General features: G+C 29.8%; 15 protein-coding genes. 12 read left to right on the forward strand and 3 right to left on the reverse strand.

The features are described 5' to 3' along the window. The 12 genes from OC535_RS08550 to rpsO form a co-directional block, all read left to right on the forward strand. Positions 1 to 1,055 (forward strand): PD-(D/E)XK nuclease domain-containing protein (locus tag OC535_RS08550; protein ID WP_498823591.1); only part of this gene is annotated, 1,055 nt, incomplete at its 5' end. A gap of 393 nt (positions 1,056 to 1,448) precedes the next feature. Beyond that, positions 1,449 to 2,735, forward strand: a complete 1,287-nt coding sequence (locus tag OC535_RS08555) for an SPFH domain-containing protein (protein WP_227053022.1) — start codon at positions 1,449 to 1,451, stop codon at positions 2,733 to 2,735. 12 nt (positions 2,736 to 2,747) lie between these two features. Next, complete coding sequence (locus OC535_RS08560; protein ID WP_024722679.1) at positions 2,748 to 3,815, forward strand: TFIIB-type zinc ribbon-containing protein; 1,068 nt, start codon at positions 2,748 to 2,750, stop codon at positions 3,813 to 3,815. A gap of 8 nt (positions 3,816 to 3,823) precedes the next feature. Next, positions 3,824 to 5,095 (forward strand): TPM domain-containing protein, encoded by a 1,272-nt coding sequence (locus tag OC535_RS08565; protein ID WP_498823592.1) that lies wholly within the window; start codon positions 3,824 to 3,826, stop codon positions 5,093 to 5,095. A 226-nt stretch (positions 5,096 to 5,321) separates the two neighbouring features. Then, positions 5,322 to 6,092, forward strand: coding sequence for an EFR1 family ferrodoxin (locus OC535_RS08570; protein WP_498823593.1), 771 nt, complete (start codon positions 5,322 to 5,324; stop codon positions 6,090 to 6,092). Positions 6,093 to 6,096: 4 nt separating this feature from the next. Further along, positions 6,097 to 7,257, forward strand: coding sequence for a glycerate kinase family protein (locus tag OC535_RS08575; protein ID WP_498823594.1), 1,161 nt, complete (start codon positions 6,097 to 6,099; stop codon positions 7,255 to 7,257). Positions 7,258 to 7,506: 249 nt separating this feature from the next. Then, complete coding sequence (gene catA, locus OC535_RS08580; RefSeq protein ID WP_024722675.1) at positions 7,507 to 8,133, forward strand: type A chloramphenicol O-acetyltransferase; 627 nt, start codon at positions 7,507 to 7,509, stop codon at positions 8,131 to 8,133. Between the two features lie 58 nt (positions 8,134 to 8,191). Beyond that, entirely contained in the window at positions 8,192 to 9,340 is a 1,149-nt protein-coding gene (locus OC535_RS08585; RefSeq protein WP_498823595.1) for an aldo/keto reductase, read from the forward strand. Positions 9,341 to 9,349: 9 nt separating this feature from the next. Next, positions 9,350 to 10,096, forward strand: a complete 747-nt coding sequence (locus tag OC535_RS08590) for an alpha/beta hydrolase (RefSeq protein ID WP_024722673.1) — start codon at positions 9,350 to 9,352, stop codon at positions 10,094 to 10,096. A gap of 67 nt (positions 10,097 to 10,163) precedes the next feature. After that, complete coding sequence (locus OC535_RS08595) at positions 10,164 to 10,919, forward strand: EFR1 family ferrodoxin (protein WP_498823596.1); 756 nt, start codon at positions 10,164 to 10,166, stop codon at positions 10,917 to 10,919. 4 nt (positions 10,920 to 10,923) lie between these two features. Further along, on the forward strand, positions 10,924 to 11,682 hold the full coding sequence (yaaA, locus tag OC535_RS08600; protein WP_498823597.1) for a peroxide stress protein YaaA: 759 nt from the start codon (positions 10,924 to 10,926) through the stop codon (positions 11,680 to 11,682). A 109-nt stretch (positions 11,683 to 11,791) separates the two neighbouring features. Beyond that, on the forward strand, positions 11,792 to 12,058 hold the full coding sequence (gene rpsO / locus OC535_RS08605; protein ID WP_024722671.1) for a 30S ribosomal protein S15: 267 nt from the start codon (positions 11,792 to 11,794) through the stop codon (positions 12,056 to 12,058). A 65-nt stretch (positions 12,059 to 12,123) separates the two neighbouring features. Here rpsO and OC535_RS08610 read toward each other — a convergent pair whose 3' ends face one another. The 3 genes from OC535_RS08610 to OC535_RS08620 are packed head-to-tail and all read right to left on the reverse strand — an operon-like array spanning position 12,124 to position 14,175. Then, the gene (locus tag OC535_RS08610; RefSeq protein WP_227053016.1) at positions 12,124 to 12,948 is read right to left on the reverse strand and encodes a hypothetical protein; all 825 of its coding nucleotides are present in this window, start codon (positions 12,946 to 12,948) and stop codon (positions 12,124 to 12,126) included. 1 nt (position 12,949) lies between these two features. Next, positions 12,950 to 13,618 (reverse strand): sortase, encoded by a 669-nt coding sequence (locus OC535_RS08615; RefSeq protein ID WP_024722669.1) that lies wholly within the window; start codon positions 13,616 to 13,618, stop codon positions 12,950 to 12,952. Further along, on the reverse strand, positions 13,618 to 14,175 hold the full coding sequence (locus tag OC535_RS08620; RefSeq protein ID WP_227053015.1) for an LPXTG cell wall anchor domain-containing protein: 558 nt from the start codon (positions 14,173 to 14,175) through the stop codon (positions 13,618 to 13,620). Before OC535_RS08620 ends, OC535_RS08615 begins: the two co-directional genes overlap by 1 nt. Between the last annotated feature and the right edge of the window lie 43 nt (positions 14,176 to 14,218).

Genomic DNA, 14,218 nt, shown 5'->3' on the forward strand with positions numbered 1-14,218 from the left:
AAAAATATCTGGATTATTTAAGACTGTTATTCAAAGAACAGCCATATGTCGAACTGGTCTATATGACGGGAATCTTGCCAATCAAGAAATATGGAACCCATAGTGCCTTGAATATGTTTGATGAAATTTCAATGGTTGATTCAGGATTGTCATCAGAATATATGGGCTTTACAGAAAAGGAAGTTGAAAAACTTTGTTATCAGTATAATATCAGCTATGATGAAATGAAAGAATGGTATGATGGTTATCATTTGACAGATACGATATCAACATTTTCGCCAAGATCAGTTGTAGCATCGATTACAAGGAAAAAGTTTGGGAATTATTGGACATCAACCGAGACGTATGAAGCCTTAAGAGTGTATATCGATATGAATTATGACGGCTTGAAAGATGATGTTGTCAAATTATTGGCTGGAGAAGAAGTATATTTGAATACAGACAAATTTCAAAATGATATGACGACGTTCAAATCAAAAGATGATGTCTTGACACTGCTGATACATCTAGGTTATCTAGGATATAGCAGTTCCAATCAGACATGTTATATACCTAATAAGGAAGTAACAAGTTCATTTATAGCATCGATTGAAGATTCATCATGGAATGAAACAACGAAGGCGTTATTAAACAGCAGAGCCTTATTAGAAGCAACATGGAATAGAGATGAAGAATTAGTAGCCAAGTATCTAGAAGAAGCCCATTTAGATACAGCGATACTAACATATAATAATGAAAATGCGTTATCCTATACAATTTCGATTGCGTATATGTATGCAAGAAATCATTATACGATAATAAGAGAGATGCCAAGTGGCAAAGGCTATGCAGATATGGTGTTTATTCCTAAAGGTGATAAACCAGCGATGATAGTAGAATTAAAATGGAATCAGGAAGTAGAGACAGCAATAGATCAGATCAAAGCGAAGAAATATTATTTTGGATTAGAAAAGTATTTGGATAATTTACTGATAGTAGGAATCAGTTATGATCAGAAAACCAAGAGACATATATGTAAAATAGAAGATATTCATAATATTAATATAATAAGATGAGATTAAAAAAGAAAATTAGGTTAGTGAAATACTATGGTGAAAAAATTGTATTAGTTAGTAAAATTATATTTATGACATTTACTAATATATTATTAAAGAATTTTAGATAATAATTTATAAACTGTTAGGTTCAATGCGATTGTATAATAGATAAATATTTAGAAATAAGTTATAATTTAAGGGATAACTAAGTAATTTAGTTATTACTTGATAATGGATAATAAAAAATAGAAATTAGACTTGATGAGGTAATTTTTATTGGTAATTCATTAAGTTATTATCAAGTTAATACTGGTGTTGATTTTGTCCTCTAGAATAGTGTTTTTAATGAAGAAATAGATAACCCGGCTTATAATTCTAGAGTTGTTAATAGGGGATTGAAAGGAGAAAAATATGGGCTTAATTAAAGCAATAAGTGGTTCTGTGGGAGGAACTTTAGCTGATCAATGGAAAGAGTTTTTTTATTGTGAAGCAATGGATAAAGATGTATTAGTTACAAAAGGAGTGAAAAGAACGTCTAGTCGTTCGTCTAATAGTAAAGGTGATGATAACATCATTTCTAGAGGCAGTGGAATTGCTGTATCTGATGGACAGTGCATGATTATTGTCCAGCAGGGGAAAATTGTTGAAATGTGTGCAGAACCTGGTGAATTTACTTTTGATAGTTCAACAGAACCAAGTATATTTACTGGTAATTTAGGTGATTCTGTGATGGAAACATTTGGAACTGTGATCAAAAGGGTTACTTATGGCGGAGACACAGGTAGAGACCAAAGAATTTATTATATTAATTTAAAAGAAATAATTGATAATAAATATGGTACGGCAAATCCAATTCCTTTTAGAGTAGTTGATGCTAATATTGGTTTAGATATTGATATTTCGATTCGCTGTCATGGAACTTATTCTTATAAAATCGTTGACCCTTTACTTTTTTACGTTAATGTCTGTGGTAATGTAAGAAGTGAATTTAAACGTGAAGAAATCGACAGTACTTTGAAAGGAGAACTGCTGACAGCATTACAGCCAGCTTTTGCAAGAATTTCTGATATTGGAATCCGTTACAGTAGACTGCCTGGGCATACAATTGAAATTGTAGATGCTTTAAATGAGATTTTAAGTGAAAAATGGCAACAGTTACGGGGAATTAAAATTGTTTCATTAGCAATTAATTCTGTTGTTGCTAATAAAGAAGATGAAGAGTTAATTAAAAAGGCACAACGAACGGCAATTTTAAAGAATCCTTCAATGGCTGCAGCAACTCTTGTTGAAGCCCAAAGCGAAGCTTTAAAAAAAGCAGCAGATAATGATGGCGGAGCAATGCTTGGGTTCATGGGAATGAATATGGTTCAAAATGTTGACAATCTAAATACCCAAAATTTATATGAAATGTCACAAAAACAGCAGGAAAAAGCTAAAGAAGAATGGATATGTTCATGCAAAACAAAAAATACTGGTAAATTTTGCATTGAATGCGGCAAACCTAAAATAGTTGGCTGGGTCTGTAAGTGTGGAAATATTAATAAAGGAAAATTTTGTAGTGAATGTGGAAAACCGAAACCATTAGATGAACCATTATATCGTTGTGATAAGTGTGGCTGGGAGCCCGAAGATCCTCGTCATCCCCCAAAATTTTGTCCTGAATGCGGTGATGTTTTTGATGATAATGATAAAAGATAGTGGAGCTAAGCTATGGAGACGATGATAGTATACCGATGCCCTAATTGTGGTGGAGAAATCAAATTTGATAGTGATAAACAAAAATTAGCTTGTCCATATTGTGATTCTGTCTTTGAGATTGCAACACTAAAAGAATATCAGAAACAATATCAAGAGATCAAAGAAGATGAAATGGCTTGGGATGAGATAGCGGACCATGATGTTTTTAGTGATGACAGTATAAGTGTCTATTCATGTGAAAACTGTGGTGGAGAAATCATTGGAAATAGTCAAACAGTTGCTACTACATGTCCATATTGTAATAGTCCTGTAATTATGAATAAAAATGTTAGTAATCAGTTAAAGCCTGATTATGTTATTCCTTTTAAATTAGATAAAGAAGATGCTAAAGCTAAATTACAAGAGTTTTTTAAAGGTAAACCTTTTTTACCTAAAACATTTAAAACAAACAGCACATTAGATGAGATAAAAGGAATTTATGTTCCTTTTTGGATCTATAATTGCACAGCAGATGTAAAACAACAATATCGAGCAACTAAAACAAGACATTATAGTGATAGTAGATATGATTATACAGAAACCAAATATTATTCATTGATTCGTGAAGGGAACATCGAATTTAATAATGTTCCAGTAGATGGTTCATCTAAGATTGATGATGAGTTTATGCAGTCGATTGAACCATTTGATTTTAATGAAGCAGTTGATTTTGATAGCGCATATTTAGCTGGTTATCTTGCTGATCGATATGATGAAAACAGTAAAGTTAGTGAAAGTAAAGCTAATAGTCGAATTAGAAATAGTACGAATACGATATTTAAAAATTGTATTAGTGGATATGATCATAAAATATTAGAAAATTCCAGTATTGAATTAAAAAATAAAAAGATAACCTATTATTTTTTACCAGTGTGGATCTTAAACTTATCTTGGGATGATAAGATCTATCCTTTAATGATGAATGGACAAACAGGTAAATTAATTGGTGATTTACCAGCGGATAAAAAAGAATTTTGGAAAGTAGTAGCAAGAAACACCATTATTATTACTTTGGTAATTTTTGTTATATATAATTTATAGTGGTAAAAATGAAAAAAATAAAAACGATTTTATTGATCCTATTAGTTATCTACTTACCAATTATTCCTGTACAAGCCCAAGAAAATTATGTTTATGATCCCAATAATTATTTTAATACTAATTGTTTAAATGTTTTAGAAACTCTAACTAATAGTTTTCATGATAAATATAATCTTAATATACCAATCATATATATTGATAATGATGATGAAGGATTTGATTTATCTAGTTATGCAAATCAATATTACTATGATCACTATGGTGACAGTGATGGTATTGTTATTGCTGTCAATCAATCTGGTGGTTTTTATGGAACCCAATATATTAATACTTATGGAAAAGCTAAAGAATATCTTGATCTAACAATGGATTTTAGCCCTTACTTTCATGTAAGTGGCAGATATAAAGAAACTTATTCAATTCAACAAATTTTACATTTAGTCCGACTAAATATTGAAGGTAGAGATAGTTGTAAAAGTGTTGTTGATATGGCGAATCTTTTGACGGATGAAGAAGTTACAGATCTGGTTTTAAAAATCAGTAATATAATTACAACTTATAGTCTAGATGTTGCAATCGTAACAACTTATTCAACAAATGATATCGGTTTAATTCAAAATTTTGCAGATGATTTTTATGATGAAAATGATTATGGACTTGGTTATACTTACGATGGTTTACTTTTAGTTTTAGATATGAGTGAACGTGAATGGTACATTACTACTCATGGAAAAGCCATCAAAATTTATACTGATTCAATAATAGAAGCTTTAGGAGATGCGATGCTGGCTGATCTTAAAGAAGAAAATTATTATAATGCTTTTAATATTTTCATAGAGCAGGTCGATGAATATGCTAAAAATTATCGTGAGCCTGTTTCAACTACTGTAACAACAGAAAATAATCAAAGTTCTCACCAAAAATATTATCTTATTGAAAACCTGTTGGCATCACTCCTTATTGGATTTGTGATTGCTTATATAATGGGTAGATTGAAATTACGGAAACTAAAAACAAAACAAAGGGTTTATGATGCAAATAATTATATCAAAGAAAATAGTTTTGTTTTAACTAAATCAAATGATCTATTCTTGTTTTCAAATGTTAAAAAACGTCGTAAAGAAGAGCCAAAACAAGATTATCATAGTTCTGGAGCTAAAACATCAAGTCATAAAACTACTAGCAAGGTCAGTAGCAGACCAAGTAGTAAAAGTAGTGGATCGACTACTCATCGTAGTTCATCAGGACGTACTCATGGTGGGGGCGGAGGAAAATTTTAAAGATTTGATTTATAAGAATATGATTTATATTATGATAAGGGTACCTAAAATGCTAGGTACCCTTAATATTTTTGAAGTATAAGTGATTTAAAGAGTTTGTTGTAACTATTTCATTAATTTATAAGTTGTAAAGATACAATGAATTAATAGTATTATTGCATTATAAAAAATAGTAGCTTATAATTATAAGTGGCTATAGGATGAAAAAATAGAAGGTGATAGACTGATGAAATTATATGGAATTTATTTTAGTCCCACTGGTGGGACTAAAAAAGTTTTAGATATGTTGATGAATGAATGGAAGATCGATGCAGAATTAATTGATTTAACACAACCGCAATTTAATCAAAAAAAAGTATTAGATCGTAACGATATTTGTATGATTGCGATTCCTTCATATGGGGGTCGGGTTCCTGAAATAGTAATAAAAAGATTAACAAATATTAAAGGAGATCATACTAGAGTAATTTTGATTGTTGTATATGGCAATCGAGATTATGATGATACTTTATTGGAATTAAAAAATACCGTAGAGGATAATGGTTTTAATCCGATTGCAGCAATTAGTGCGGTTGCTAGACATTCAATTATGAATCAGTTTGCCAGTGATAGACCAAATGCAATTGATCAAATGGAATTACAGGTTTTTAGTAGAGAAATAAAAAATTTGGTTGATACTAAGGAAAAATATGCAGAATTAAAAGTTCCTGGTAATTATCCGTACCGTAAATATGATGGTGTTCCTTTTAAACCAAAAGGGAATAGATTATGTAATAGTTGTGGAGTTTGTGCTAGATCATGTCCTTTACAGGCTATACCATTGGATAATCCTAAGCAGGTTGATAAAAGTAAATGTATTTCCTGTATGCGCTGTGTAAAGGTTTGTCCTAATCAAGCACGACAGGTTAATTTGACACTTTTAAAAGTGGCAGGTAAATTGATGGCAAAAAAGTGTTCTTTGAGAAAAGAAAATCAATTATTTTTTGAAATGGAGTAAAAAGATGAAAGTTGTAATTGCGATTGATTCATTTAAAGGGAGCTTGACTTCACTTGAAGCTGGCAGGGCAATTGAACAGGGAATCAAACGTGTATATCTGCAAAGTGAAGTTTTAGTAAAACCATTAGCTGATGGCGGTGAAGGTACAGTTGAAACTTTAGTTGAAGGAATGAATGGAAGAATTCGCAGATTAAATGCAATGGGACCTTTAGGTAATATGATTGAATGCTCATATGGAATAATTGATGCTAAAAATACAGCAGTTATAGAAATTGCTAAAATAGCTGGTTTAACTTTGATTACTAAAGAACAAAGAAATCCTTTAAATACTACTACATATGGAATTGGTCAAATAATCATTGATGCAATTAAGCAGGGCTGTCGTCATTTCATTATTGGAATTGGTGGCAGTGCAACTAATGATGGTGGAATTGGAATGTTGCAGGCCCTTGGGTTTGGAATGTTAGATAAAAGGGGTAATCAAGTTGAATTCGGTGCTAAGGGATTAAAGCAGCTTGAAAAAATCGATGATAGTGGTGTTTTACCAGTAATTAAAGAATGCAAATTTATGATTGCCTGTGATGTAACGAATCCTTTATGTGGACCTTTTGGGGCTAGTGCTGTATATGGTTTACAAAAGGGTGCTGATCAAGAAATGATCAAAGAGATGGATATTTGGTTAAATAACTATGCTGTATTATCGAAACAAAAATTCATTCAAGCTGATGCTTGTTATCCAGGCAGCGGCGCAGCAGGTGGTTTAGGTTTTGCTTTTTTAACTTATCTAAATGCTAAATTAGAATCGGGAATTGATTTGATTTTACGTGAAATTAAATTAGAAGAAGAAATTAAAGATGCTGATCTTGTAATTACTGGTGAAGGGCGACTGGATTATCAAACGGCAATGGGAAAAGCACCAGCTGGAGTCGCTAAATTAGCTAAAAAATATCAATTACCAGTTATTGCTTTTAGTGGAGCTGTAGCAAAAGGAGCTGAAAAATGCAATGATCTTGGAATTGATGCTTATTTTCCCATTTTAAGAGATGTGACAACTTTATCAGAGGCAATGGATCAGCAGACTGCTAGCGAAAATATGATCAATGCTGTTGAGCAGGTTTTTAGACTATGGCAAATATGTAAAAAAGCAGGTGATATAGAATATTAAATTATGAATCAGTAGATGAAAATATAAAAAAGTTAACGATTGAAAAAGTAATAATTTTTATTTGATGATAGTTGAAATTATAATAGCTTTTTTATTGATCTACTATTTCATACAAGATTCCTAGCTATTATGGTTATCAAAGATTGATTGCTAGGAAAATAGATATTAAAATTATCTAAGCGATTTTATTTTAGTTATAATATATTTAATTAGATTATTTTTATTAATAAAAAGTTGTGGGGGATGCACATGAAGTTTAAAGTTATTGACAAAGAAAATTGGAAAAGAAGTGAATATTTTGATCATTATTATTCAAATGTACCTTGTACATATACAATGACAGTTAAATTGGATATTACAAAAATAAGAGAATCTGAACAAAAATTATATCCAACGTTATTACACAGTATTACTAATATCGTTAATAGACATGAGGAGTTTAGAACATCATTTAATTCAAATAACCAATTAGGGGTTTTTGATTACATGTTTCCTCATTATACAATATTTCATAAAGAAACAGAAACTTTTTCAAATGTTTGGACTGAGTATACAGAAGACTACGATGTTTTCTATGAACTATACAAACGAGATATGCGGGCTTTTGGATCTGTAAATAAAAGAGAAGCTAAACCAGATCTGCCAGCTAATACTTTTAATATCTTTGCGATACCATGGATTACTTTTGAAGGTTTCAATTTTAATTTACAGAAAACGCAGGATTGTTTATTGCCGATTTTTACAATAGGGAAATATTATGAAGAAAATGATAGTTTGATATTACCTTTAGCTATTCAGGTACATCATGCTTTGTGTGATGGATTTCATCTCTGTCGTTTTGTAAATGAATTGCAATATTTAATAAATCGTTTATAAAATATTACTTGACATAAAGTTTGCTTTAACATGTAAAATAAAACCGAGGTGATTAACTATGAAATACCGTTTATTAGGAAAAACTGGGATAAAGGTTAGTGAAATAGCGTTAGGCTGTGAAGGTTTTATGAAAAAAAGTACTGCAGAAATCAAAGAATTCGTTGAAAAAGCGCATGAGGAAGGTATTAATTTTATTGATTTTTATTCTTCTAATCCTGATGTTCGCAGTGCTTTTGGTAAAGCAATCAAAGATAAACGCGACCAATTGGTAATTGAGGGCCATCTTTGTACTATTTGGAGAAATGATCAATACTTAAGGACGCGTAAAATTGATGAAGTAAAAGAAGGATTTAATGATCTTTTGACAAGACTTCAGACAGATTATATTGATATTGGGATGATTCATTATATTGATGCACAAAGTGATTTTGATGAAGTATTTAATGGTGAAATCATTAAGTATGCGTTAAGCTTAAAAAAGCAGGGAATAATAAAATATTTAGGAATTAGTTCCCATAATCCTAATATTGCAATCAAAGCTGTTAAAACAGGTTTGATCGATGTAATTTTATTTTCTATAAATCCTTGTTATGATATGTTACCGCCAAGTGAAGATGTTGATGATTTATGGAATGATGAAAATTATGAAAAACCATTGATAAATATCGATCCTGTTCGTCAAGAGCTATATGAATTATGTCAAAGTCAAGAAGTTGCTATTACTGTAATGAAAGCTTTTGGTGGTGGGGATCTGCTTGATGAAAAATTATCACCATTTAAGGTAAAGATGACACCATTGCAATGTATTCATTATGCTTTAACAAGACCTGGTGTTGTTTCTGTTATGGCTGGAAGTCATACGATTGCGCAAATGCAAGAAGCAGCTGCTTATAGTAAGGCATCTTTAAAAGAAAAGGATTTTGCTAATGTGCTTGCAAATGTTGAGAAGCATTCTTTTTTTGGTAATTGTGTTTATTGTGGTCACTGTGCTCCATGTATAAAGAAAATTTCGATAAGTGATGTTAATAAATTTACGGACTTATGCATAGCTCAGGGTGAAGTTGTTGAAACTGTAAAAGAGCATTATGCTTCACTAAAACATCATGCTAGTGAATGTATTGCTTGTGGTAATTGTATGAAAAATTGTCCATTTGCAGTTGATATTATTACAAAAATGAAAAAAGCAGTAGAAATATTTGGTTATTAGGAGAAGAAGATGATTGAGAAATTTGATGTTAAAATAACGCCATTTGATTTATTTAGAACGATTCACGTCTATTTACCAGATAGTTACTTTTATAGTGATGAAAGATATCCTGTTATGTACATGTTTGATGGACATAATTTATTTTATGATGAAGATGCGACTTATGGTAAGTCATGGGGCTTAAAGGAATTTATGGATCATTATGATAAGCCACTAATTATAGTTGGTATTGAATGTAATCATGAAGGTCATGAGCGTTTAAATGAATATTGTCCATATGATATTAAGAAAGGCTATTTTGGACCAATCAAGGGTCGTGGTAAACAATTAATGAAGTGGCTTATCGATGAATTAAAACCACTAATTGATCATAAATATCGTACTTATCCTTTTAGAGAATGCACTGGTGTTGCGGGTAGTTCAATGGGTGGTTTAATGGCTTTATATACTGTAATTAGACATAATCAGTATTTTTCTAAAGCTGCTTGTATTTCACCAGCAATATCTATATGCATGAATGAACTTAAGCAGGAATTAAAAGATAATCGAATTGATGAAGATACCAGGGTTTATTTTAGTTTTGGAACAAAAGAAATCAAAGATGTTGATAAGATGCTTAAAAATATTTCTTATTTTAATGATTATTTGCTTAGTTTGAATGCTGGCAGTTATATTAATGTAGTAGAAAATGGTGAGCACAATGAAAATTCATGGCAAAAAGAAAATGTTGTTTATTTAAATTATTTATGGAAATAAAGTTCAAATTAAATCTTTGAACTTTTTAATATTATAACAGTAATTATCATATATAGGAGATAGATCAATGATTTTATATTTTAGTGGAACAGGCAACAGCAGATATCTTAGTGAAGTACTTAATTCAGAAATTAAAGATGAAATTATTTCAATAAATGATTGTTTAAAAACAAAGAAAAAATATTCTTTTACTAGTAAAAAACCATATGTTATTATTTGTCCTACATATGCATGGCAAATACCTAGAATCGTTGAAAGCTTTATTAAAAAGACAAATTTTGAAGGAAATAAAAAAATATATTTTATTTTAACTTGTGGAGGTGGAATTGGTAATGCGAAAAGATATGTAAAAAGGCTTGTTCAAAAAAAGAATTTAGAATTTATGGGAATAAAAGCAGTAATAATGCCAGAAAATTTTATTACGATGTTCAAAGCGCCAGAACCAAGTGAAGGTAAAAAGATTATAACCAGGGCTATCGAGCCAACTTTACAACTTGGTAAAATAATTAAAAAAGAAATGAAATTTGAAAAAGATAAATATCATTTTGGTGATATTATAAGTAGTTCTCTTATAAATAAGTTATTTTATGCGATATTTGTAAAAGCTGATGGCTTTTATGTTAATAAAAATTGTACTGGCTGTGGTAACTGTAAAAAAATATGTCCTTTAAATAATATCGAAATAAGTGAAGAAAAACCTAAGTGGTCAAGTCATTGTACACAATGCATGGCCTGCATTGGATCATGTCCTATGCAAGCTATAGAGTATAAAAATAAAACACAAAATAAAGTTAGATATTATTTAAATGAACATTACGAGTGATAAAATGAAAGTAATAATAACACCAGCTAAAAGAATGAAAGATGATATCACTTATCTTGAAGCCAAAAGCAGTCCAGTATTTTTAAAAGATACAGAAATTTTATTGAAAGAGTTAAAAAAATTGTCAGTTTCAAAAGTTAAACAGCTATTAAAATGTAGTGATAAGATTGCATTTGAAGCATATACTAATTACCAAAAAATTGACTTAAAGAAAAATACGGTTCCCGCAATCTTATCATATGAAGGAATTCAGTATGATAATTTAGCTGCCCATATTTTTACTATTGAAGATTATGAGTTTTCCAACAAATATATCCGTATTCTTTCAGGTTTTTATGGTGTCTTAAGACCATTTGATGGGGTCATCCCATATCGTTTAGAATTAAATAATAAGTTATCTTTTGGTAAATATCGTAATCTTTATGAATTTTGGGGTAATAAGATGTATCTTGAATTAATTAAAGATGATAAAGAAATTCTTGATTTAGGCGCAAAACAATATACTAGAATATTAAGAAAATATTTAGATGATGATGTAAGATATGTAAAATGCTATTTTATGGAGAAAGTAAATGATGAATATAAAGAAATTGGTGTATATGTAAAACAAGCTCGAGGTGAAATGGTTCGTTATATCGTGAAAAATCGTATTACTACTTTTGATTCAATAAAGCATTTTAATGGTTTAGGATATCGTTTTTGTTTAGAAAAATCAGATTCTCAAAATTATATTTTTATCCGTGAAAAAAGAAAATTTACTTGACTTTAGCATGATATTTGGTAAAATAATGATTGCGGCAACAGCTAGGATATACGAATACTCGACGTATAGCTTGGGGTTAGCTAAGTTAAATTAATGGAGGAAATAAACGATGTTAACTAAAGAAGAAAAAACAGCAATTATGCAAAAATATGCTACTAAAGAAGGAGACACAGGTTCTCCAGAAGTACAAATCGCAGTATTAACTGCTGATATCAACAAATTAAATGGGCATTTTAAACAACATCCAAAAGATAAACATTCAAATAGAGGTTTATTAAAAAAAGTTGGACGTAGAAGAGATTTATTAAAATATTTAAAAAATAAAGATATCGAAAGATATTCTGCTTTATGTGAAAGCTTAGGATTAAGAAAATAATTTTAAGATGCTTTGAAGAGCATCTTTTTCTTTTGATAAAAAATAATCTAGGGAAAGTCCCTAGATTAATGTCTTTTTTTAAACCTTAAATATGCAGTTATATTACCGATAACGATCATAACAATACCAATAATAATATATATTAATAAATAACTGCTAATTGTAGATGTAACAAAATCATAGAAATATTGTGGTGATAAGCTTATTCTATCAACAAAATTACCAAAATAGATAAATGCGGGAAGAATCAGACATATTAATCCTGTACTTGATAGAGCATAAGCAAAATATCTTCTTCTAGTACGATAATGACTATGTAAATGATATAAAATAAAGCTGGTTATTAAAATCAACAAAATTAAAATAACTGCAATAAAATAGTAATATGTATTGTATGTATTAATAAGATTAATTATTAAATTTAAATAAGGAATTGTTAAATAGGTTTGATAATAACTAATCAAATTGCCTTTTAGTGTTGCAATAGCTATTTCCTCTTCACTATTAATAATAATGTTAGCTGATTGAAGATATTCATCAATATCTTCAGTTAGTTTTGTTTCAAATGTCGTAGTATCAATATCGGTATTTCCTGTTGAAAAAGCATTTTCAATATATTTTTTCATTATTTCATCTGCCGATTCTTCATCAACATAATTTTCAAACATTTCTAAAGGAAATCCGGTAGACTGTGTCTCTTGTTGAATTTGTTTATTTAAATTAATAATAGATTGTCGATAAAAATCAGCACTTTCCATTTTAGAAATTAAATAACTAGAATTCATGATCGTTACATTAGTAACCGTTAGAACAATAAAAATACTAATAAATATAGTCAATAATAAAGCTAATAAATATGATAAATGATTACGACTGCTTTTTCTACTCATCTTACTGTCCCTCCACTATAGTAGGTCCACTTATTTTATCAGCATAAACAAATAATCGCTGTGATTTATAACCAATTATTTCAAATGGATAACATGTATATAAAATTAATTGTTCTTGATCATTTTGTTCAAGATCATAATTGCTGCTATCATTAGCATCAGAAATTTTAGTATTAGTAATTTTATACTCAAAATCTCCATAGTGTGTAGAAATTTTAATTATGTCGCCAATTTTAATATCGCCTAAAGGTTCAAAATATGGAATTGAATGACCTGCAATCAAGATTGTTCGATTAAAACCAGGTAAAAAAGATCCCCCAAATAGCCCTACACCATTACGAAGCTGGTCTCTACCATCTCCATAATATAGATTTACTTTAATATTTACAGAATCAATGGTTAATTTTCCAAATAGATCACCATAAGTTGGCTGAACTATTTGAGATGCATTGATTGTATCTGAAGCTACTAATTTATTTGCATATAAATCTTTAGAATTTTCATCATTTAAAGTAGGTGCATAATCACTTGAAATTAAGCTATAGATAGACATTAATGGCTCAATTACAGGACTTATTAATAAATATAATGTTAAATAACAAAGAAGCGTAAAAGATAATGGCACTAAAATTAGTGCCATCACTTTACGTTGTTTATGATTTAATTTCATTATTTAGAAAACAAACGTTTCTTCTTAGCATAATATCCTGCACCTAATAAAATAACAACTAAACCTGATGCAATAACTACAGTTTGAGTTATATCATAACCAGTTTTTTTGATAACCTGAGTTGTAGTATAAATTAGTTTATCACCATCATAAAATAGAATTGTTCTATCAGCAGCATTTAATGTGACTGTTAAACCAATTGCACCTCCAGCTGCTTGAAGAAACTCTAAAATATCATATGCTTGTTTTCTTGTGATCGCATCGAAATTTGTAATATGATTAGCTTGTAAATAAGCTTTAGTAGCTTCAATATTGTTAATAATAATATTTTTTTGCTCAGTTGTTAAATCGAATCCATCTTGCATCATATAATTTTCTGCTGTATTAATATCAGCAGCTTGTAATTTAAGTGTAACGCCATCTACTTTTACTGTAGAATTTAAAGCAGTTAAAAGCTCTTTTTCGTTATCATTTAAATATCCTACTGCATGTGTAGGTGATATAGTTGAAATAGCAAGAAGACAAGCCACAAGTAGTGAACTGATGATTTTCTTCATATTTCCTTCTTCCTCCTTTTTGAGTTTGCGTATATACATATCT

The sequence above is a fragment of the Clostridium sp. Marseille-Q5894 genome, assembly GCF_946902305.1.
Lineage (GTDB): Bacteria > Bacillota_I > Bacilli_A > Erysipelotrichales > Coprobacillaceae > Thomasclavelia.